Origin of the sequence: Actinomadura opuntiae (assembly GCF_030283205.1) — a bacterium.
In the GTDB taxonomy this organism is placed as follows: domain Bacteria; phylum Actinomycetota; class Actinomycetes; order Streptosporangiales; family Streptosporangiaceae; genus Spirillospora.
The window spans coordinates 377,373-397,831 of record NZ_JASNWF010000003.1 but is presented as its reverse complement, the minus strand read 5'-3'; the positions used below and the strand labels follow the sequence as shown (position 1 = coordinate 397,831).

The window sequence follows — 20,459 nt, the reverse complement described above, 5'->3', positions numbered from 1 at the left end:
TCGGGTGAGTTGATCGTGAGCTCACCGTCTTGAGAGTCCAACCGACGACAGTCCTCGTGCGTCAGGGCTGGATGTTCTCCAGGTCCTCGAGGAGGCTGGGGTGGGTGGGCTGCCAGCCGAGGGCGTCGCGGGTGTGGGCGCTGGACGACGGCTGGTCCATGGCGAAGATCGGGCCGAACGGGCCGAAGGTCTCCTGCGGAACCTGCTCGACCGGCAGGCCGAGTCGCCGGCCGATGACCGTCGCGATGTCCCGTACCGCGTCGCCCTCGTCGGCGACGGCGTGCCAGGACGTCCCGGCCGGTGCCGACTCAAGGACCAGACGGAACAAGACCGCCGCGTCGAGCGCGTGCACGGCCGGCCAGCGCTGGGCGCCGTCGCCCGGGTATCCGGACACCCCGGTGCGGCGCGCTGCTTCGACCAACAAGCCGGCGAATCCGCCTTGGCCCTCGTTGTGGACCGTGCGCGGCATGCGAACGGCCATGCTGCGCAGACCGCGCGAGGCGAGATCCAGTAGCGCCGTGACCGAACGGCCCCGACCGCCCACCGGCCCGTCGGTCGGCAGCGGATCGGCCTCGGTGGAGGCGCGTCCCGGCACCCAGGGCGTGCCCGAGACGGTGACGATCGGGCGGTCGCTTCCAAGGAGTTCCTGCCCGAGTGCGGCGAGAGCGGCGCTCTCCTCGGTGATGGCCTGCGCGAGCGCGTCCGGGCTGCTGTAGTCGCGTCCGAACGCCAGGCTGATCACGCCGTCGCACTGTGCGGCGCCCGATCGCAGGACGTCGAGGTCCGCCAGATCTCCTCGCAGCGCCTCGGCGCCGGCGCTTTCAAGGGCCTTCGCGGAGCCGTCCGAGCGGGCCAGTGCAAGGACGGTGTGGCCGTTGCCGAGCAGTTCGGAGACGACGGCGGAGCCGATGGTGCCGGTGCCGCCGGTGATGAAGACGTGCATGGGTCTCCCCTCAGTGATGGGACCTTTGTCCCATCACCGACCCTACACGGTGACGGGACAACAGTCCCATCACCTATCCTGGTCCCATGGCCAGATGGCAACCGGGAGCGCCCCAGCGACTGATCGTGGCGGCCGTCGACCTGTTCACCGAGCAGGGCTACGACGCCACCACCGTGACGCAGATCGCCGAGCGCGCCGGCGTCACCAAGAGCACCTTCTTCCGGCACTTCTCCGACAAGCGCGAGATCCTGGTCGCCGGTCAGGAGACGCTCAGCAGGCTGCTGGCCGACGGCATCGCCGAGGCGCCGGCGAGTGCCACCCCGCTCCAGGCGGTGGCGGCCGGTCTCGAGCGCGCATCGAGCGCCATGGGCCCGGCGAACCGTGAACTCGGCCCCCGCCTCGAAGCCGCCGTGGCAGCCAGCACCGAACTTCAGGAACGCGACGCCCTCAAGAGCGTCGGTCTCGCTGCCGCCATGACAGACGCGCTCGTCGCCCGCGGCGTCCCGGAGCCGACCGCGGATCTCGCGGGCGAGCTGGGAGTCCTCGCGTTCAAGCGGGGCTACGCCCGGTGGTGCGAAGGTGATCGTGACGACGCTGAAGGGCTCGCGCCTCACGCGCTGGCAGCCTTGGAAGACCTACGCGAGGCGACCGCGTCGCTGGGCTGATGGTGCGCTCTGCTTTGTTCGGGCCGCGTGCCTGGATGGGCGGCGGGTCATGACGTTGTTGATGCGGCGTCGGTCAGCGGCTTCGGGGGGTAGGCGTGGAGCACGAGGGACGTGATGACGGGGCCGTAACGGGCGAGTGCGTCGACGACTTCTTCGAGTCGTCCTGCCTGCGGGCAGTGGACGTCGAAGATGAGGCAGTCCTCTCCGGTGACGCGGAGGGTGGAGGCGATCTCGGGGGTTCGGGACGCGAAGTCCAGGGCGCGTGAGAGCTGGGCGTGCGTGGTGCGCAGCCTGATGACCGCGTGAATGTTCAGGCCGAGGGCCAGCGGGTCGACCACGGCCCGGTAGCCGGTGATGACGCCCTTCTTCTCCAGCCGTTGGATGCGCGCGCTGGCTGCGGGCTGCGAGAGGCCGACCCGGCGGCCGATCTCCGCGCCGGTCAGCCGGCCGTCGGTCTGGAGCAGGGCGAGTATGTCCCGGTCTATGTGGTCGAGTGGTTCCATTGTCGTCCGCACCATCTTCTTTGAGATCACTTGCGTCACCGCCGCGGCCCTGATGCATCCAACAGAATCTTCGCCAGGCGCTCCCGTGATCCTAGGGAGCGACGAGTGAAACGGTGGTGAGCAGTGGTCGCGTACGTCATCATCCCGGGCATCGACGGCTCGGACGGGCAGCACTGGCAGACCTTGTGGGAGCGGCAGTGGGGCGCCTCGGCGGTGAGGATCGCCCCGGCCTCCTGGGCCGCCCCCGATCTGGAGGACTGGGTCGGTGCCGTCCAGGAGGCCTACGACGATGCTTCCCGGCGGCACGGCCGCGTTGTGCTCGTCGCCCACAGTTTGGGCTGCTGGGCTGCGTCCACCTGGCTGAACAGGAACCCTTCCAGCCCGGTGGGCGGCGCATTCCTGGTCGCGCCGCCTGACCCGCACGGGCCGGCGTTCCCACGCCAGGCGGCCGTGACCTTCGTCGACGTGTCGGCGCGGCCGTTGCCGTGCCCGGCCCTGGTGGTGGGCAGCGCCAACGACCCGTACTGCACGCCAGAGGCAGCAGCAGGCTTCGCGGCGAAGTGGGAGGCGCGATGGCACCTGGCCGGTGCATGCGGACACATCAACTCCGCCAGCGGCCTGGGCTCGTGGCAGCAGGGCCGCGAGCTACTGGACTCGCTGACCCGCCAGTGATCAACCACCGCGTAGGGAAGCGCGGGTGCGTCTGCACGGGGCAACCGTCTCGGTGGCTATGTCGGCGGGATTTCCCTGGGCGTGCACGGGTAGTGCGCGGCCATGTTCTTCGATGGATTCACGCTGGATCGGATCGATGTGGGAGAGGTCGAGCTGCGCGTCCGGCACGGCGGCGCAGGTCCGGCCGTGCTGCTGTTGCACGGGCATCCGCGGACGCACGCGACCTGGCACAAGGTCGCGCCCCTCCTGGCCGAGCGCTACACCGTCGTCTGCCCGGACCTGCGGGGATACGGAGAGTCGTCGAAGCCGACGACGGACGCCGAGCACGCGCCCTACGCCAAACGCGCGATGGCGCGCGACTTCGTCGAGCTCATGCGCACGCTCGGACATGACCGGTTCGCGGTGGCCGGCCACGACCGTGGCGCCCTCGCGGCGTTCCGGACGGCGATGGACCACCCGGAGAAGGCCACCGCGCTGGTGGCGATGGACGGCCTGCCCGTCGTCGAGCATCTGGAGCGCTGCGACGCCCGGTTCGCGGCCGCCTGGTGGCACTGGTTCTTCTTCGGGCAGTCCGACAAGCCCGCCGAGCGGATCATCAACGCCGACCCGGACGCCTGGTACACCGTGACGGAGGAGCACATGGCCCCCGAGGCGTGGGCCGACCTGCAGAACGCGCTGCACGATCCGGAGACCGTCCACGGGATGCTGGAGGACTACCGGGCGGGACTCGGCATCGACCGGCGCCACGACGAGGCCGACCGGGCGGCGGGACGCCGCGTCCAGTGCCCCACGCTCGTCCTGTGGTCGCGGAAGGACGATCTGGAGGACCTGTACGGCGACCCGCGCGAGATCTGGCGCGCCTGGGCACCCGACTTGCGCGGCCATCCCATCGACTCCGGTCACCACATGGCGGAGGAGGCACCCGCCGAGCTCGCCGTCGCGATCGGAACCTTTCTCGACGGCCTCGTCCCTGCGGGCGGCGGTTGAGCACCGCCGCCCGCAGGGGCATGGCCCCGGCCGCGTTTCGCGTGCGGCCGGGGCCTGGGCGTTCCCGGGGTCAGTGCTTCAGTTCTGAGATGTCGACGACCTGCGCGGCGGGCGGAGTCGTGATCGCGACCGCCGTGCCGTAGCCGTCGAAGTCCAGGCGGTTCCCCGGGCCGCCGTCGAGGCGCAGGACGTGGGGCTCGCCCCGCGTCGCCACGTACAGCTTCCCCCCGGTCCCGTCCTCCAGCGCGATGGCGGGCGTCCCCGCGATCACCTCCTGCTTCCCCTTGGACACCGTGCCGTCGGGAGTGAGCAGCTCCGGGAAGAACTTCGCCGGGTCGCTGAACGCGGCCAGCTCGGCGAAGCCCTCGTCCTTCGAGGTCGTCCTCAGGTACTTGCCGGCCAGCAGCTGGACGGCTCCCTTGCCCCCGACCGACCTCAGGAACGCGTCGTCGCCCTTGAGGTAGATGGACCGGCCGATGCGGACGAGGCTGATCCGCTGGCCGCCCATCGTCACGTCGCCGACGGCGCGCTTCGGGCCCGCGTAGCGGAAGTCCAGCGCCATGGCCTTGCCCTCATCCTGGAACGTCCCGTGCAGCCGGACGTTCCGCGCCGCCACCATTGCCTTGCGGGCACGGCTCAGGATCTCGGTGGCAGGCAGCTTCTCCACCCCGTTCGCGCTCGGAGCGGGCGACGGCGCGGCGGTGCGGGCCGTGGCCGCGGGGCTCGCCGTTCCGGACGTCCTCTTCGCCCCGTCGTCCCCGCTCGGTCCGCAGGCGGTCACGGGCATGAACGCGAGCGCGGCCGCGATCACCAGCACCGGCACACTGTGGATGCGCATCGGTCCCCCTCTTTCAGGTCGGTCGAAAGGTCTCACCGAGCAGCCTGAGGAATGCCGATGCCAGAACTCTGTCGTTATGCTTCGGCTTACCCCGCACGCACTGCCGGACGACTGCGGCCCCGCTGCGCCACCGCTGCGGACGGCCGCAGGGGAGAGTGAGAAGAGGGGTGTCCATGGCCGCCGATCCCCTTTCCGTCCAGGCACCGCGTTTCGAAATCCTCGGGCGGCTCCGCGCCTGGCGGGGCGAGGAGGAACTCGACCTCGGGCCGGGCAAGCAGCGCGCGGTGCTGGCCGTCCTCCTGCTGGAACCCAACCGGTCGGTCTCGACCAAGGCCATCGTGGACGCCGTCTGGGGTGAGGAGCCGCCCGACAACGGGGCGAACGTCGTCCAGAAGTACGTCGCGGGGCTGCGCCGCGTGCTGGAACCGGACCGTTCGCCGCGTGCCCCGAGCCGCCTCCTCGTCCTGACGAGCGCCGGATATTCGCTCCATGTCGCTCCCGGGGCTCTCGACGCGGAGGTCTTCCGCAACGACGTCCGGGAGGCGAAGGCCGTCCGCGCGCAGGGTCAGATCGAAAAGGCGGGGGCACTGCTGTGCGAAGCGCTCGGCCTCTGGCACGGCCAAGCCCTGCACGACATCCAGGGCCGTTTCTTCGAGGCGGCACGCGAACGCCTCGCCGACGAGCGCGCCGCGGCGGCCGAGGCCGCCGCCGAGATCGACCTCGACCTCGGACGGCACGCCGAACTCGTCCCGGAACTGAACCGGCTCGTCACGGACTTTCCCCTCAGGGAGGGGCTGCGCTTTCTGCTGATGCTCGCCCTCTACCGGTCCGGCAGGCAGGCCGAGGCACTGGCCGCCTACCGAGACGCCCGCACCTTCCTCACCGAGGAGTTCGGGGTCGAGCCCGGCGAACGCTTACAGCACCTCCACCTGAGCATCCTGCGCGGTGATCTCCCTCCCGGGCCCGTTCCGCGCGATCGCGCACCCGAAGTCGTCCCGCACGCCTTCGCCCCACCGGATGCGAAGGAACTCCCCGCGTCCGATATGAACGTGATTCCCGTGGCAGCCGCAGCGGCGCCGATACAGACGCAGGACTCGGCAGATGTGGAGCTGGCGGGCCTTGCGGGATTGTCCGGACCGGCCACGGCCGCCCAGTGGGCCGATGACGCAATCCCGGCCGCACCACCCCAACTGGGCTGGGCGGTCCCGGCGCCCGACGGCGGCGCCGTCGCCGTGCACCGCCCGGCGCGCCGGCACCCGTGGCCGCTGCGGCTCGTGGCGAGCGCCGTCCCGGTCGTCACGTTCGGGATCTGCACCTGGGCGCTGATCGCCTACTTCGCGGGACGGCGCCGGAGCGCGCCCCTCGGGGCGGCCGCGGCCGGCTACCTCCTCCTGATCACGGTCTTCCTCGCGATCGTCACCAGCGAGGACGCCGACGCGGTGTCGGCGCTGGACGGCGTGGCGATGGGCGCGTGGCTCGTCACCATGTTCGGCGGTGCGGTCCACGTCGCCGTCCTGACCGCCGACGCGGCCGGGCCGGGCCGTCCGGCCGCCGCGCCGCAGCCCCCCGCCCCGGCGATGGTCGACTACATCGAGCGCCGCACATGCCGGGAGCAGGCGCGTTCACTGCTCCGGCACCATCCGGCGATGGCCCGCGAACTCGGCATCGGACGCCCCGACCTCCCTCGCGACTTCGACGACGGGGGACTGGTGGACGTCAACACCGTTCCGGAACACGTCCTCGAATCCCTGCCGGGCGTCGACCCGTACCACGCGAAGCTGATCGTGACGGCGCGGCAGTCGCGCCGCTTCGCGTCACCCGAGGACCTCATCGTTCAGGGCCTGCTGCCCGCCCCGGTCGTCCGCGCCCTGAACGAGGTTCTCGTCGCCATGCCCGTGGCCGAGCCGAACCCGTAACACCGTCCTGCCCGTGGCGACCGAAACGGTGTCGACGCTGGTCTCGGGTGCAACTACGGCAGGTGGTCGGTGTCGCCGTCGGGGGCGGCGTGGGCCAGGCCCGTCTGGTAGGCGATGACGACGAGCTGCGCCCGGTCGCGGGCGTCCAGCTTCGTCATGGCGCGTTGCACGTGGGCGCGGACGGTGAAGGGGCTGAGGAACACCCGCTCGGCGATCTCCTGGTTGGACAGGCCCGTCGCGACCAGGGCCACCATCTCCCGTTCGCGCGGGGTGAGCGTGGCGAGCCGTTCGGCGTGGTGCGGCGGGGTGACGTCCGGTGTGGCCAGGAAACGGGCGACCAGGGCACGGGTCGCGGCGGGGGACAGCAGGGTGTCGCCGTCGGCGATCGTGCGCACGGCGTCCAGCAGGTCCTCGGCCCCGATGCCCTTGCCGATGAAGCCGCCGGCGCCCGCGCGCAGCGCCTGGGCGACGTACTCGTCGGTCTCGTACGTGGTGAGGATCAGGATGCGGCTGCCGCGCAGGTCCGGGTCCGCGCAGATCTCCGCGGTCGCGGTGAGGCCGTCCACCTCGGGCATGCGGATGTCCATGATCACCACGTCCGGGCGCAGCTCCCGGGTGAGCCGCACCGCCTCCCGGCCGTCGGCGGCCTCGCCGACCACGGTGATGTCGTCGGCGGTGTCGAGAAGCATCCGGAAGGCACCGCGCAGCAGGGCCTGGTCGTCGGCGAGCAGCACGCGGAGCGTCACGGCGCGTCCCCGGCCTCTCCGCCGGCCGTCCGCGGCGTGTCCTTGGCGGGCGGGAGGGGCAGCTCGGTGGAGACGAGGAAACCGCCCTCCGGGCGCCTGCCCGCGGAGAGGTGCCCGCCGACCGCGGCGGCACGTTCACGCATCCCGATCAGGCCGTAACCGGGCGGACGGTCGGGCACCGCGGAGGCGGCCGACGCCGTACGGGCGCCCCCTCCGTCGTCGGCGACGGTGATGGTCACGCGGTCGCGGTTCCAGGCGAGGCGCACTCGGGCGCTGCCGGTACCGGCATGCTTGGTCACGTTGGTCAGGGCCTCCTGGACGATGCGGTAGGCGGTGAGGTCCAATCCCGGCGGCAGCGGCCTGGCCGTGCCCTCCTGGTGCACCGACACCTCCAGTCCCGCGCGGCGGAAGGATTCGAGGAGCGTGGGAAGCCGGGACAGCCCGGGCGCCGGTTCGGCGGGCGCGGCCGCGTCCCCGGTCTGGCGCAGCAGGCCGACCGTCGCCCGCAGGTCGTCGAGCGCGTGGCCGGTGGTCTCGACGAGCTCCCTCAGGCTCTTGCGGGTCTGCTCCGGGCGGATGTCGAAGAGGTGGGAGGCGACCGTGGCCTGGGCGTTCGCGAGGGTGATCTGGTGGGCGACGAGGTCGTGCAGTTCCCGGGCGATGCGGACCCGCTCCTCGGCCACCCTCCGGCGCGCCTCGCTGTCGCGGCTCTTCTCGGCCCGCCGGGCCCGCTCCTCCATGGCCGCCAGGTAGGCCCGCCGGTTCTGCGTCGCGTGCCCGAGTATGCCCGCCACCAGCGGGAACGCGGCCACCGTCACCATCCTGCTGACGTCCTGCCAGGAGAGGGCGCCGAACGCGACCACGAGATTGGAGGCGACCAGCAGCGCCGCCGAGACGAGCAGCGCCGCGCTCGCCGCGCGCCGTTCGGTGCGCACGGCGAGCGAGTACGCGACGATCATGGCGGGGGCCACGATGGGCGGGCTCAGCAGGAGGTCCAGGGGCGGCACCAGCATGCCGCACGCGGTCGTGGCCGCCATGGCGGCCAGCGGCGCCCGGTGCCGCGCCGGCAGCACGGCACAGGACACCACGGCGATGAGATAGGCGGCGGCGGGCGGTGGTGACAGCGACTTGTCGTCGACCTCCAGCGCGCCGCCGAGCAGGCAGAACGCGAACGCGATCGCCGTGATCGCTCCTTCGCGCCACCACATGCCGCGCGGTCGCGGGCCACCGCCGCCCAGGTTCGTCATGGCCGGCTCAGCGCCCGTCGACGGGGACCGGCGGCACCGCCATGTCCGGGACGGTCGCGGAGGCCGGGGCGCGCCTGCTCAATGCCTCGCCCTCGATGTCCACGTTCGGCAGCACACGGTTCAGGCTACGCGGCAGCCACCAGGCCCGGTGGCCGAGCAGTGCCAGGACGGCGGGCGCGATCGCCATCCGGACGACGAAGGCGTCGAAGGCGACGGCGGAGGCCAAACCGAGGCCCATCGTCTGGATGGTCGGGTTGCTCATCCCGATGAACCCGGTGAACACGCTGATCATGATGATCGCCGCCGCGGCCACCACGCGTCCGCTGTGCCGGAAACCGCCGACGATCGCCTCGCCGGGGGACGCGCCGTGGACGTAGGCCTCCCGCATCCGGGTGAGGAGGAAGACCTCGTAGTCCATGGCGAGGCCGAACACGATCCCGATGATGAGGATCGGCATCAGCGACATCACCGGCCCGGTCTGTTCGATGCCGATCAGGTCCGCCGCCCAGCCCCACTGGAAGACCGCGACGAGGACTCCGAAGGCGGCGCCCACCGACAGCAGGAAGCCGAGCGCGGCCTTGACCGGGACCAGGACCGAGCGGAAGACCACCATGAGGAGGAGCACGGCCAGGCCGATGACCACGGTCAGGTAGGGGAGGAGGGCGTCGGACATCGCTTCGGAGATGTCGATGTTCAGCGCAGTGGTACCGGTCACCAGGATCTCGGCGCCCGTCTGTGTTTCGACGCCGGAGACCTCTTCCCGGATCGCGTGCACCAGGTCCTTGGTCTTCTCGCTGGCCGGCGCGGTCCGCGGGACGGCGGTGAGGACGGCCGTGTCCTTGGTCCGGCTGAGAACCGGATCACCGACCGACGCGACCCCGTCCACGCCCCGCACGGTCTCGGCGACCCGGTCGGCGGCGGCCTGCGGGTCCGCGGACTTCGACATGTCCACGACCACGGTCAACGGGCCGTTGAAGCCGGGGCCGAACCCTTCCGACAGCAGGTCGTAGGCGCGGCGCTGGGTGGTCTCCACCGACTTGGACTCGTCTCCGGGCAGCCCGAGTTCGAGGCTGAGCGCCGGCACGGCGACGGCGCCGAGACCGATCCCGGCGACCAGCAGCACGGTCACCGGCCGGCGCAGCACGAACCGCGCCCAGCGGGTGGCGAGCCCGGGCCGACGGGCCGCCGGGGGCTCGCCGCCCGTTCGACCCGCCTTGCGGACGGCGCGCGACAGTACCCGCCGGCCGAAGAAGCCGAACAGCGCGGGGACGAGGGTCAGCGCGACGAGGACGGCGAGGGCCACGGCGCCCGCGCCGGCCATGCCCATCTTCGTCAGTTCGGGGATCCCGACGACCCCCAGCCCGACCAGGGCGATGAAGACGGTCGCGCCGGCGAAGACGACGGCGGACCCGGCCGTGCCCACCGCCCGGCCGGCGGCCTCCTCAGGATCGCCGCCCCGGGCGCGCTCGTCGCGGAAGCGGGAGGTGATGAAGAGCGCGTAGTCGATCCCGACCGCCAGCCCCAGCATCAGCGCCAGGATGGCGACCGTGGACGTCAGGCCCAGCGGAACGGCAAGCGCGGTGACCAGGCCGAAGGCGATGGCCACGCCCCAGAAGGCGGTCAGCAGCGACAGTCCGGCCGCGACCAGCGACCCGAGGGCGAGGACCAGCACCACCGCCGCCACCACCACGCCGATCATCTCGGTCGTACCGCCCGGCGCCTCCTCCGCGTCCAGGGCCGAGCCGCCGATCTCCACGGTCAGCCCCGCGTCCCGGGCCTTGCCCGCGGCGTCCTCGAGGGCGCTCTTCGTCGGCTCGGTCAGGTCGACGGCGTCCGCGGTGTAGGTGATCGTGGAGTAGGCGATGGTGCCGTCCTTGCTGACGGCGCCGGTCTTGTAGGGGTCGGTGGCCGACGCGACCTGAGCGCCCCCGTCCAGCGAGCCGAGCGTCTCCTCGACGGCCGCCTTGTTCTTGCCGGCCGTCACGCGCTGGCCGTCCGGGGCCTGGAACACCAGGCGGGCCTCGGCTCCCTGGGCGTTGCTCTGGGGGAAGCGCTCGTCCAGCAGGTCGAACGCCTTCTGCGACTCGGTGCCGGGCATGGAGAGGTCCTCGTCCTGCCCGGCCGGCGCCGTGGCGGCGGCGACCCCGGCGAGCACCAGGACGCCGAGCCACAAACCGATCACGAGCCGGCGCCGCCGGAAGGCCCACCGTCCGACCCGGTAGAGAAATGTCGCCACCTGCTGATCACTCCAGACACCGCTAGGGAAGGGGAACGCGCGGAATCCGCGCGCCTCCAACACTTCCCTCGGGCACCCCCGCCGGGCATCGTCCCGTGCCGCCGTCTTCGCCTGGTGCGCCCGGACCAGCCGCACGCGCGCCCTGGTGCCGACGCACTGGGCGGGCTTGGGCCTCGACGGGCCTGACCTGGGCCGCAGCCGGGACCGTGTCGGGCTCGATGCCCCGGCCGGTGGTCTTCCCGATGCGGAGGTTCAGGCGGGGTCGGGGCTCGCCGGCGAGGTCGCGGGACGCACCGGCGGGCGCAGGGCGGGGGCGTCGGGGGCGAAGAAGAGCTGATCGAGGTGCTCGATGGCGTAGTCGATGGCGCCGAGCACGACGCACTCGTCGCCGAGCGTGGAACCGCTGAGCTTCGGCATGCGCAGGCAGACCCGTTCGAGGCGGATGCGCAGGGGCGGCAGCAGCACGTCGGCGGAGCGGGAGAAGCCCCCGCCGAGCACCACGATCTCCGGATCGAGGAGCAGGACCGCCGCGGCGGTGCCGACCGCGAGCTTGTCGGCGAAGCGCCCGACGGCCTCCAGCGCCGTCGGATCGCCGTTGCGCGCGGCGGCCAGCGTGAACCCGGCGGCGTCCTCGGGCGGTAAGCCCTCGGGGACGACCGCGGCGTTGTTGAGGTCCTCGGGCCCGTCCCTCCAGCCCGCCTCGGGGAGCATGACGATCTCGCCGGCGGCCGCCCCGAAGCCGCGGTGCAGCCTGCCGTCGATGATCAGACCGGTGCCCATGCGGCGCCCGATGTGCAGGAACACCACGTCCCTGGCGTCGCGGGCGACGCCCCGCCTGGTCTCGGCGAGGGCGGCCAGGCGGCTGTCGTTCTCGACCAGCACCCGGCAGGGGAACATCTCGCCGAGCAGGCCCTCGAGATCGAGGTCCCGCCAGGCCGGGATGGACGCCGACATGATGACGCGGCCGTCGGAGTCGACGAGGCCGGTGGTGCCGACCGCCACCGTCCACAGGTCGGTCATCGTCAGCCCGCCCAGGCCGAGGCAGGCGGCGGCGGCCTGTCGTATCGCGGCCAGCCGGTCCTCGATCGGCGCGTCGGGGTGCGCCGGGCGGCGCGTCTCGGCGAGGACGTTGCCGTCGAGATCGGCGAGGGCGGCGCGGATGTGGTACGCGCCGACGTCGATGCCCATGAGGTGCCCGCCGTCCGCGCGGAACCGGTAGCGCCGGGCCGGCCGGCCCATCGTGCCGGGCGCCGGGGGGACCTCCTCCACCCATCCCATGGCGCTCAGCTCGTCGATGACCTCCTTGGTGGACGGCCGCGACAGCCCGGTGCGCTCGGCCAGCGCGGACAGGGTCGCCGCCTCGGCTCCGCGCAGCGTCTTGATCACGGTCAGCGCGTTGAGCTGCCGCAACCGGGACAGGTCGCCGCCCATCGGCGGCATCGTCGACATCAGAAGGTTCCCTTCGAAACAGGGGGGCGAGCTCGTCAACAACTCACCCTGTCAGCCTAGGCAGCACCCGACCGTCGCACAACCGACCCATTGCCATCTATCGGTGGCCAGTGTACTAATGATGGTCTCCTGTATAACTCTCCTGGAAGTGAGAGCATCCGATGCCGTTCACCGATGTCGGAGAGATCACCGGTCTCTCGCCCCGGACGCGGGTGTTCGAGTTCGGCTGGCAGTCCTGGAGCCCGACCGGCGCCCACCGGCCGGGCGAGACGCCGCCGCGGCCCGCCGACGACAACGTGCAGACCATCTGCTACCGCCCGGAGACGCCCGTTCCGGCCGGGACGTTCCAGGGCGAGGGGCTGCTGGCGGTCGATCCCGGTGACGGCGGCCCGGTCTCGGTCTTCTCGGGCCCCGGCCCGCACGAGGTGCCCTCCATCCGGGCCCGCGAGGCCGGCGGCCGGCTGGTCGTGTCCGCCGACGGGCCCGTCACGCGCCACGAGATCGACGGCGGCCTCGACACCGCGCTGCGGTGGTGGGCGGAGAGCATCGCCGAGGGCCACGCCCCGGACCGCTTCCCGGCCGTGCCGCCGATGTGGTGCTCCTGGTACGGCTACTGGGACAAGGTCACCGACGCCGACGTCCTCGCCAACCTCGCCCTCGCCGACCGGCACGGCATCGACGCCGACATGTTCCTCATCGACGACGGCTACGAGGCCGAGATCGGCGACTGGCTGGAGCCGCGCCCCGGGTTCGGGTCGCTGGAACGGGCCGTCGGCGCCGTCCTGGAGACCGGCCGGCGCGCAGGCATCTGGGTGGCGCCCTTCCTAGTCGGCCGGCAGAGCCGCGTTTTCCGCGACCACCCCGACTGGCTTGTCGGCGACGCGCACGCGGGCGTGATGTGGGACCAGGACCTCGCCGTCCTCGACGTCACGCATCCCGACGCCGCCGCCCACCTGGCCGAGGTCTTCACGCGGTTCCGGGCGCTGGGCCTGAGCCACTTCAAGCTCGACTACCTCTACGCGGGGGCGCTGCCCGGACGGCGGCACGAGGACGTCGGCCCGATCGCCGCCTACCGCCGCGGCCTCGAACTGATCCGCACGGCCATCGGCCCGGACGCCGCGCTGCACGCCTGCGGCGCGCCCATGCTGCCGAGCATCGGCCTGGCCGACATCATGCGCGTCAGCCCGGACACCGCGCCCCGCGTGCTGCCGAAGGCGGGCGACCTCAGCCAGCCGTCGCAGCTCGGCGCCCGGCTCACCGGCGCCGCGCGCGAGTTCCTGCACGCCCGCTGGTGGGTCAACGACCCCGACTGCATCATGGCCCGGCCGGAGGTCGAGGCGCGCGAGCAGTGGGCCGAGCACATCGAGGCCGGTGGTGGGCTGCGCGGATCCGGCGACCCGATCGCCGCGCTGGACGCCTGGGGCCTGGAGACGACCCGGCGGCTGATGGTCCCGACGCGGACGGAGCCGTCGTGACGAGCAGCGCGAACCGTCTGCCGGAACAGGCCGGCCCGCCGGGCGCCACCGCACCCGACCGCGCCGCCGGCCCCGACCGCGCCACCGACCCCGACCCCGACCGCGCCACCGCTACCGAGCCCGCCACCGAGCCCGAAACCGGGAACGGTGCGGCGCCCGCTCCGCGCCGTGTCCGGCGCCTGCGGCACAGGAACTGGTACGCCTACCTGTTCGTCGCTCCGAGCCTGTTCGGGGTGTTCGCCTTCCTGCTGCTGCCCCTGCTGATCGTGCTCGGGCTGAGCCTGTTCCACTGGGAGCTGCTGTCCAGCCCGTCCTTCGCCGGCCTGGCGAACTACCGGCGGCTCGCCGGGGACGGCGGGACCTGGCACTCGGTCTGGGTGACGGTCCTGTTCGTCCTGCTGAGCATCCCGGTGCAGACCGTCCTCGGCCTGCTGCTGGCCCTGCTGCTCAACCAGCGGGTCAAGGGCGTGGCGTTCTACCGCGCGCTGTTCGTCGTGCCGTGGATGGCCACGCCGATCGTGATGGGCCTGGTGTGGACGTGGATCTTCGACCCGCGGGACGGCGCGCTGAACAAGCTGCTCGGCGTCGCCGGCGTGAGCGGGCCGGACTGGCTGACCGACCCCTCGTGGGCGCTGCCGTCCGTCGCGCTCGTCAACGTCTGGCAGTACAGCGGCTACACCATGCTGTTCTTCCTGGCCGGGCTGCAGGGCATCCCGCAGGAGCTGTACGACGCGGCGGCCACCGACGGCGCGAACCCGGTCCAGCGGTTCTTCCAGATCACCCTGCCGCTGCTGAACCCGACGACGTTCTTCGTCACCGTGACGAACCTGGTGGGCGCGTTCCAGATCTTCGACACGGTCTACGCGATGACCGACGGCGGGCCGAGCGGCAGCACCGAGGTCCTCAACTTCAGGATCTACGAGACGGCCTTCCGGCAGTTCGACTTCGGCTACGCCTCGACGCTGGCCGCGCTGCTGTTCCTGCTCATCCTCGCGGTGACGCTCGCCCAGGTCCGGTTCTTCGCCAAGCGCACCACCTACGACCTGAGCTGAGGAGGGATCATGGTCAAGCGCACCGCGCTCTACGCCACGCTGGTCGCCGGCGCCTTCGTCTCCGTCTTCCCCTACCTCCTGGTGGCGCTGACCGCGCTGAAGACGCCGCGGCAGCTCAGCCGCACCGACCCGTGGGAGCCCGGGCTGCCGCCCACCTTCGCCAACCTCGACCGGGTGATGCACTCCGGGTTCGCCGGCTACCTCGGCAACACGGTGCTGATGACGGCCGCGCTGACCGCCGGACAGCTGGTGTTCACCACCTTCGCCGCCTACGCGTTCGCGCGGCTGCGGTTCCGCGGCCGCGACGTGCTGTTCTGGCTGTACGTGGCCACGATGATGGTGCCCAGCGCGGTCACCATGATCCCGCTCTTCCTGATCATGCGCGAGCTGCACCTGGTCAACACCTGGCTGGGGCTGCTGGCGCCGTACCTGCTCGGCACGCCGTACGGGATCTTCCTGATGCGGCAGTTCTTCCGCGCCCTGCCCGCCGGGCTGGAGGACGCGGCGCGCATCGACGGGGCGGGGCCGCTCACCATCCTGCTGCGCATCGTCCTCCCGCTGTCGCGCCCCGCCCTGGGCACCCTCGCGATCATCACCGTCATCTCGTCCTGGAACAACTTCATGTGGCCGCTGATCATCACCAGCGGTGACGACACCAGGGTCGTCACCGTGGGGATCGCCGGGCTGAAGGGCGCCATCGGCGTCGACCCCAACCAGATGACCGCCGCCGCCCTGATCGCCCTGGTGCCCATGGTCGCGGTGTTCGTCGCCTTCCAGAGATACATCGTCCGCTCGGTGGTCCTCACCGGCCTCAAGTAGAAGAGGTCAGCCGCAATGACATCCCCCCGAATCCGCGCGATCGCGGCCGTGCTCGGCGCCGCGCTCGTCTCCACCGCGACGGCCTGCGGCGGTTCCGGCGACTCCGGAGGCTCCGTCACGCTCACCTACCGGCTCTGGGACGACCAGCAGAAGGTCGGCTACCAGAAGGTGATGGCCGCGTTCGAGAAGGCCAACCCCGACGTCCACGTGAAACTCGAACAGCTCCCGTACGACCAGTACTGGACCAAGATGACCGCCGACGCGGTCGCCGGCACGGCGCCGGACGTCTTCTGGATGCAGACCTCCCAGTTCCCCGAGTTCGTCACCAAGGGGATCCTGGCCGACCTGAGCACCCTCAAGCTCGACACCACGAAGTACAACGCCAACGTCGTGCAGTCCTACACCTACAAGGGCAAGCTGTACGGCGTGCCGAAGGACTTCGGCATCGTCGGGCTCCTCTACAACCAGGACCTGTTCAAGAAGGCCGGCGTCACGATGCCGGACAAGCTCACCTGGGCGCCCGACGGTTCGGGCACCCTGCTGGAGACCGCCCGCAAGCTGACGGTCGACGACAACGGCAAGCACCCCGACCAGCCGGGATTCGACGCCGGCAAGGTGAAGCAGTACGGCTTCGCGTCCTGGAACCACTACCAGACCCAGTGGATGAACTGGGTGAGCTCCAACGGCGGCAAGCTGGTCGACAGGCCGTTCGGCAAGTACGCCTTCAACGACGCCGCCTCGGTGCAGGCCCTGCAGTTCGGCGTCGACCTGGTGAACAAGTACCACGTGGCGCCGCCCGCCGCGCAGACCAACCCGCCCAGCGACAAGATCAACGAGATGTTCAAGCAGGGCCGGGTGGCGATGTTCCCCGCCAACAACGCGCTGCTGCCGTTCGTCGCCCCCGGCGCCGACTTCAAGATCGGCGTCGCGTCGATGCCCGCGGGCCCGGCCGGACGCGTGGTGAACATCAACGGGCTCTCCGAGGCCGTCTACGCCAGGAGCCCGCACAGGGAGGCCGCGATGAAGCTGGCCCGCTACCTCGGCGGCCCCGAGGCGCAGAAGATCATGGCGGACGGCGGCTACGTCTTCCCCGCGCTGAACGGCCTGTCCCAGGGCTACCTCGACTACTGGAAGCAGAAGGGCCTGGACGTCTCGCCCTTCCTGGAGGAGTCGCGGGGCGCCACGTTCAACCTGCCCGTCACGACCGGCTTCACCGCGTTCGAGAACAAGCTCAACCAGACCTTCAACGACATGTACCTCGGCAAGCTCACCCCGCAGCAGGCCGCCGACCAGGCCGTCCGCGACGGCGACGCGCTGGTCAAGTAGTCGAGGAGCCTCATGATCACCCGGCGTTCCCTTCTCGCCGGGGGCGCGAGCCTGGGCATCGCCGCCGCACTGGGTGTCCCACCCGTGCGCGCGGCGGCCCGCCGCGCCCCGCTGGGCGAGGTGTTCCGGCTCGGCGTCGCCTCCGGCGAACCGGCCCCCGACGGCGTCGTCCTGTGGACCCGTCTCGCCACCGACCCGCTCGCCCCCGACGGCCTCGGCGGCATGCCGCACCGGCCCGTCCCCGTCGAATGGCAGGTCGCCGAGGACGAGCGGTTCCGCAAGGTCGTCCAGCGGGGCGCGCAGGTGGCGCGCCCCGAGTCCGCGCACAGCGTGCACGTCGAGCTCCGCGGCCTGCGGCCCGGCGCCGAGTACTTCTACCGGTTCAAGGCCGCGGGCCAGGTGTCACCGGTCGGGCGGACGCTCACCACGCCGGCGCCCGGCACGAGCGGCCGCGACCTCAACCTCTCCTTCACCTCCTGCGCCGACTACCAGATCGGCTGGTTCACGGCCTACCGGAGGATGGCGGAGGACCATCCGGACCTGATCGCCTTCCTGGGCGACTACATCTACGAGTACGGCGACTACAAGTACCCGGTGCGGGACCAGGCGGGCGGCGAGTGCTTCGACCTCGCCGGCTACCGGCTGCGGCACACCCAGCACAAGACCGACCCGGAACTGCAGCTCGCGCACGCGGTCGCGCCGTGGGTCACCGTCTTCGACGACCACGACGTCGAGAACGCCTGGGCGGGCGACGTGCCCGAGCAGCCCGACCCGCCGTTCCTGCCGAGGCGGGCCGCCGCGTTCCAGGCGTTCTACGAGAACATGCCGCTGCGCCGCGCGCAGAAGCCCGTCGGTGCGGCGCTCCACCTATACCGGACGGTGCGGTGGGGATCGGTCGCCAACCTCCACCTGCTCGACACCCGCCAGTACCGGGACATCTACGCCTGCAACGGCGGCAAGTCCGGGACGATCGGCGCCGACTGCACCGAACGCCTCGCTCCGAACCGCACCATCCTCGGCCAGGACCAGGAGACCTGGCTCGCCGGTCAGCTGAAGGACTCCGACGCCACCTGGGACCTGCTGGCCCAGCAGGTCTTCTTCATGGAGATGGACTGGACGAACGGCGAAGCGAAGGGCTACTCCAACGAGGGCTGGGACGGCTACACCGCCAGCCGCAACCGCGTGGCCGCGGCGATCGACGACAACAAGCGCAACGGGGTCGTCCTCACCGGTGACGTGCATTCGCACTGGGCCGGCGAGGTCAAGCGCGACCACCAGGACCCCGAGTCGAAGTCCGTGGCGGTCGAACTCGTGAGCACCTCGGTCACGTCCGCGGGCAACGGACTGGACGAGTACCCGAACACCGCGCAGCTGCTGGCCGAGAACCCGCACGTCAAGTTCTTCAACGGGCGGCGGGGCTATGTCCGCAGCGTCATATCCGGTCGCGAGATGAAGGTCGACTTCCGGTCGCTTCCCGTCGTGACCCAGCCCTACGCGCTCGCCTACACCTCCGGCTCGTTCGCGATCGAGCCGGGCGACCCGAGCCTCCACCCGGCCTGACAGGACGATCATGCGCAGACGCGTGACCGCCGCCCTCGCGGCGGTGCTCCTCGCCATGTCCACCGTGCCGCAGTCCGGCGCGATGGCCCGTTCGGCGGCGCCGCCCGCCGTCGACGCTCCGCCGATGGGCTGGAGCAGCCGGGCCCTCGGCTGCTCGGTCGCCGACGCCTCGGTGCGCCAGGCGGCCGCCGGCCTGGCGGCGCTGAAGGCCGCCGGCTACCGCTACGTGATCATCGACGACTGCTGGGAGGCCGGGAAGCGCGACTCCTCCGGACGGCTGGCCGCCGACACCGGCCGCTTCCCGGCCGGGATGAAGGCGCTGGTCGACGCCGTCCACGCCGAGGGTTTGAAGTTCGGCCTCAACCTGTCCGCGGGCACCAAGACCTGTGCCGGCGGCGGCCCCGGCTCCTACGGACACGAGGCCGACGACGGCGCGCTCGTCAAGGGATGGGGCGTCGACTACGTCAAGTACGACTACTGCTCGATCCCGACCGCCGATTTCCCCGGGCAGAACTCCGAGGGCATCGCCCAGAAGCTCTACCCGCGCATGCGGGAGGCGCTCGGCGACGGGATCGCGTTCGCCATGAACAACGAGGACGGCAACAGCGTCCCGTGGCTGTGGGGCGGGCAGCTCGCCACCACCTGGCGGACGAACGTCGTCACCAAACCGATCACGGACTCCTACGCGAGCATGCTCGGCATCTGGGAGACCGCGATGCTGCGCCTGCAGTACGCCGGTCCGCGCAGCTACGCCGACCCGGACCTGCTGCAGGCGGGCCTCGGCGGCATGACCGACACCGAGTACCGCACGCAGGTCAGCCTGTGGGCGATGGCCGCCGCCCCGCTGATCCTCCAGGCCGACCCGGCCAAGGCACCCGCCGCGGTCGTCGCCAACCCGCGAGTGGTCGCGGTCGACCAGGACGGGCTCGGACGGCCCGCCGTGTTCACCCGCACCGACGGCTGGTACCACGTCCTGTCCCGACCACTGACGGGCGGCGACACGGCCGTCGCCCTCTACAACGAGAGCGACCGGGCGAAGACGATCTCCACCACCGCGAGCGAGCTGAAACTGCCCGCCGCGTCCCGGTACCGCCTGGAAGACCTGTGGACCGGGGCCGTCTGGAGCACCACCGGGGACATCTCCGCGGCGGTGCCCGCGCACGGCACCGTCATGTACCGCGTCAGCACGCGGCACGATTCGGCCGCGCCGTTGCCGACCTACGAGATCGACCCCGCCACCGTCCTCGGCGCCACCCGGCCCACCACCGTCGAGCCGGGCAAGGACAACTCCCTGGTGACGCGGGTGACCAACACCGGGGGCACCGCTTCGGTGCGCGACGTCGCGGTCTCGCTGACCGTGCCCGACGGCTGGAAGGCGAAGGCGGTGTCCCCGGCCACGGCCGGGAGGCTGGCCCCGGGCGCGACGTTCACCACCCGATGGTCGATCACCCCGCCCTCCGGGGCCGCGCAACGGGACTATCCCCTGACCGGGAAGGTCACCTCCGACCGGTGGAAGGACGGGCTCGACGGGAGCGCGGTCGTGCGTGTGGCGACGGCCCCCGGCTCCGGCACGAGCTACCTCAGCGACGTGCCGTGGGCGACGATGGTGAACCACCTCGGCCCGGTCGAGAAGGACATGAGCGGCGGCAACGCCGCCGCCGGCGACGGGCGGCCCCTCACCATCGGCGGCGTCCGGTACGCCAAGGGCCTCGGCGCGCAGGCCCCCGCCGAGATCGGCTACTACACGGCCGGACGCTGCACGACCGTCGAGTTCTTCGCCGGGATCGACGACGAGGTCGACGCGCCCGGGGCCGTCCGCGGCTCGGCGGACTTCCAGGTGTGGGCCGACGGGGAGCTGGCCGCCCGCACCGGTGTCCTCACCGGCGACAGCCCACCCCGGAAGGTCACCGCGTCCGTCAAGGGCGCCGGGTACGTCCGGCTGGTCGCCACCAACGGCGGCGACAACGCCTATTTCGATCACACCGACTTCGCCGACGCGAAGATCACCTGCGACTGACGGGGGCA

General features: G+C 71.8%; 17 protein-coding genes. 10 read left to right on the top strand and 7 right to left on the bottom strand.

Annotated features, from left to right (window positions below):
• Window positions 1–61: 61 nt before the first annotated feature.
• Window positions 62–943 (bottom strand): SDR family oxidoreductase, encoded by an 882-nt coding sequence (locus QP089_RS08140; RefSeq protein ID WP_285910751.1) that lies wholly within the window; start codon window positions 941–943, stop codon window positions 62–64.
• A 125-nt stretch (window positions 944–1,068) separates the two neighbouring features.
• On the opposite strand from QP089_RS08140, the gene QP089_RS08135 reads away from it, so the two are divergent.
• Window positions 1,069–1,608, top strand: a complete 540-nt coding sequence (locus tag QP089_RS08135; RefSeq protein ID WP_285910750.1) for a TetR/AcrR family transcriptional regulator — start codon at window positions 1,069–1,071, stop codon at window positions 1,606–1,608.
• A gap of 47 nt (window positions 1,609–1,655) precedes the next feature.
• On the opposite strand, the gene QP089_RS08130 is transcribed toward QP089_RS08135, so the two are convergent.
• Window positions 1,656–2,111: an Lrp/AsnC family transcriptional regulator gene (locus QP089_RS08130; protein ID WP_285910749.1), complete on the bottom strand. Its 456-nt coding sequence runs from the start codon at window positions 2,109–2,111 to the stop codon at window positions 1,656–1,658.
• Between the two features lie 123 nt (window positions 2,112–2,234).
• Here QP089_RS08130 and QP089_RS08125 point away from each other — a divergent pair, with 123 nt between their 5' ends.
• Together QP089_RS08125 and QP089_RS08120 are read left to right on the top strand one after the other, a co-directional pair.
• Window positions 2,235–2,783 carry an RBBP9/YdeN family alpha/beta hydrolase gene (locus QP089_RS08125; RefSeq protein ID WP_285910748.1) on the top strand — a complete coding sequence of 183 codons (549 nt, stop codon included), beginning with the start codon at window positions 2,235–2,237 and terminating at the stop codon, window positions 2,781–2,783.
• Between the two features lie 102 nt (window positions 2,784–2,885).
• A complete protein-coding gene (locus QP089_RS08120) occupies window positions 2,886–3,770 on the top strand; it encodes an alpha/beta fold hydrolase (protein WP_285910747.1) in 885 nt (294 codons plus the stop codon).
• Window positions 3,771–3,840: 70 nt separating this feature from the next.
• On the opposite strand, the gene QP089_RS08115 is transcribed toward QP089_RS08120, so the two are convergent.
• Entirely contained in the window at window positions 3,841–4,608 is a 768-nt protein-coding gene (locus QP089_RS08115) for a hypothetical protein (protein ID WP_285910746.1), read from the bottom strand.
• Window positions 4,609–4,781: 173 nt separating this feature from the next.
• Here QP089_RS08115 and QP089_RS08110 point away from each other — a divergent pair, with 173 nt between their 5' ends.
• The gene (locus tag QP089_RS08110; RefSeq protein ID WP_285910745.1) at window positions 4,782–6,524 is read left to right on the top strand and encodes an AfsR/SARP family transcriptional regulator; all 1,743 of its coding nucleotides are present in this window, start codon (window positions 4,782–4,784) and stop codon (window positions 6,522–6,524) included.
• A 53-nt stretch (window positions 6,525–6,577) separates the two neighbouring features.
• Here the strand turns inward: QP089_RS08110 and QP089_RS08105 are convergent, their stop codons facing one another.
• The 4 genes from QP089_RS08105 to QP089_RS08090 form a co-directional block, all read right to left on the bottom strand.
• On the bottom strand, window positions 6,578–7,270 hold the full coding sequence (locus QP089_RS08105; protein ID WP_285910744.1) for a response regulator transcription factor: 693 nt from the start codon (window positions 7,268–7,270) through the stop codon (window positions 6,578–6,580).
• Window positions 7,267–8,517, bottom strand: a complete 1,251-nt coding sequence (locus QP089_RS08100; RefSeq protein ID WP_285910743.1) for a sensor histidine kinase — start codon at window positions 8,515–8,517, stop codon at window positions 7,267–7,269. The genes QP089_RS08105 and QP089_RS08100 overlap by 4 nt, the downstream gene beginning before the upstream one ends.
• A gap of 7 nt (window positions 8,518–8,524) precedes the next feature.
• Window positions 8,525–10,753 carry an MMPL family transporter gene (locus QP089_RS08095; RefSeq protein WP_285910742.1) on the bottom strand — a complete coding sequence of 743 codons (2,229 nt, stop codon included), beginning with the start codon at window positions 10,751–10,753 and terminating at the stop codon, window positions 8,525–8,527.
• A gap of 252 nt (window positions 10,754–11,005) precedes the next feature.
• Window positions 11,006–12,202: an ROK family transcriptional regulator gene (locus QP089_RS08090; RefSeq protein ID WP_285910741.1), complete on the bottom strand. Its 1,197-nt coding sequence runs from the start codon at window positions 12,200–12,202 to the stop codon at window positions 11,006–11,008.
• A gap of 161 nt (window positions 12,203–12,363) precedes the next feature.
• Between QP089_RS08090 and QP089_RS08085 the strand changes: the two genes are divergently transcribed.
• From QP089_RS08085 to QP089_RS08060, 6 genes are read left to right on the top strand one after another with little or no spacing between them, the layout of a single operon-like run.
• Complete coding sequence (locus QP089_RS08085; protein ID WP_285910740.1) at window positions 12,364–13,677, top strand: glycoside hydrolase family 36 protein; 1,314 nt, start codon at window positions 12,364–12,366, stop codon at window positions 13,675–13,677.
• Window positions 13,674–14,729 (top strand): carbohydrate ABC transporter permease, encoded by a 1,056-nt coding sequence (locus QP089_RS08080; protein ID WP_285910739.1) that lies wholly within the window; start codon window positions 13,674–13,676, stop codon window positions 14,727–14,729. The genes QP089_RS08085 and QP089_RS08080 overlap by 4 nt, the downstream gene beginning before the upstream one ends.
• Before the next feature lie 9 nt (window positions 14,730–14,738).
• Window positions 14,739–15,548 (top strand): carbohydrate ABC transporter permease, encoded by an 810-nt coding sequence (locus QP089_RS08075; protein WP_285910738.1) that lies wholly within the window; start codon window positions 14,739–14,741, stop codon window positions 15,546–15,548.
• Window positions 15,549–15,563: 15 nt separating this feature from the next.
• Entirely contained in the window at window positions 15,564–16,874 is a 1,311-nt protein-coding gene (locus QP089_RS08070) for an ABC transporter substrate-binding protein (RefSeq protein WP_285910737.1), read from the top strand.
• 12 nt (window positions 16,875–16,886) lie between these two features.
• The gene (locus QP089_RS08065) at window positions 16,887–18,434 is read left to right on the top strand and encodes an alkaline phosphatase D family protein (RefSeq protein WP_285910736.1); all 1,548 of its coding nucleotides are present in this window, start codon (window positions 16,887–16,889) and stop codon (window positions 18,432–18,434) included.
• A gap of 10 nt (window positions 18,435–18,444) precedes the next feature.
• Complete coding sequence (locus QP089_RS08060; RefSeq protein ID WP_285910735.1) at window positions 18,445–20,451, top strand: NPCBM/NEW2 domain-containing protein; 2,007 nt, start codon at window positions 18,445–18,447, stop codon at window positions 20,449–20,451.
• The last annotated feature ends 8 nt before the right edge of the window (window positions 20,452–20,459 follow it).

Excerpts from the sequence above, each read along its gene's own strand:
- QP089_RS08130 (WP_285910749.1), bottom strand. The coding sequence starts at position 2,111 with ATGGAACCACTCGACCACATAGACCGGGACATACTCGCCCTGCTCCAG.
- QP089_RS08110 (WP_285910745.1), top strand. The coding sequence starts at position 4,782 with ATGGCCGCCGATCCCCTTTCCGTCCAGGCACCGCGTTTCGAAATCCTC.
- QP089_RS08120 (WP_285910747.1), top strand. The coding sequence starts at position 2,886 with ATGTTCTTCGATGGATTCACGCTGGATCGGATCGATGTGGGAGAGGTC.
- QP089_RS08115 (WP_285910746.1), bottom strand. The coding sequence starts at position 4,608 with ATGCGCATCCACAGTGTGCCGGTGCTGGTGATCGCGGCCGCGCTCGCG.
- QP089_RS08075 (WP_285910738.1), top strand. The coding sequence starts at position 14,739 with ATGGTCAAGCGCACCGCGCTCTACGCCACGCTGGTCGCCGGCGCCTTC.
- QP089_RS08090 (WP_285910741.1), bottom strand. The coding sequence starts at position 12,202 with ATGTCGACGATGCCGCCGATGGGCGGCGACCTGTCCCGGTTGCGGCAG.
- QP089_RS08085 (WP_285910740.1), top strand. The coding sequence starts at position 12,364 with ATGCCGTTCACCGATGTCGGAGAGATCACCGGTCTCTCGCCCCGGACG.
- QP089_RS08070 (WP_285910737.1), top strand. The coding sequence starts at position 15,564 with ATGACATCCCCCCGAATCCGCGCGATCGCGGCCGTGCTCGGCGCCGCG.
- QP089_RS08140 (WP_285910751.1), bottom strand. The coding sequence starts at position 943 with ATGCACGTCTTCATCACCGGCGGCACCGGCACCATCGGCTCCGCCGTC.
- QP089_RS08060 (WP_285910735.1), top strand. The coding sequence starts at position 18,445 with ATGCGCAGACGCGTGACCGCCGCCCTCGCGGCGGTGCTCCTCGCCATG.
- QP089_RS08100 (WP_285910743.1), bottom strand. The coding sequence starts at position 8,517 with ATGACGAACCTGGGCGGCGGTGGCCCGCGACCGCGCGGCATGTGGTGG.
- QP089_RS08065 (WP_285910736.1), top strand. The coding sequence starts at position 16,887 with ATGATCACCCGGCGTTCCCTTCTCGCCGGGGGCGCGAGCCTGGGCATC.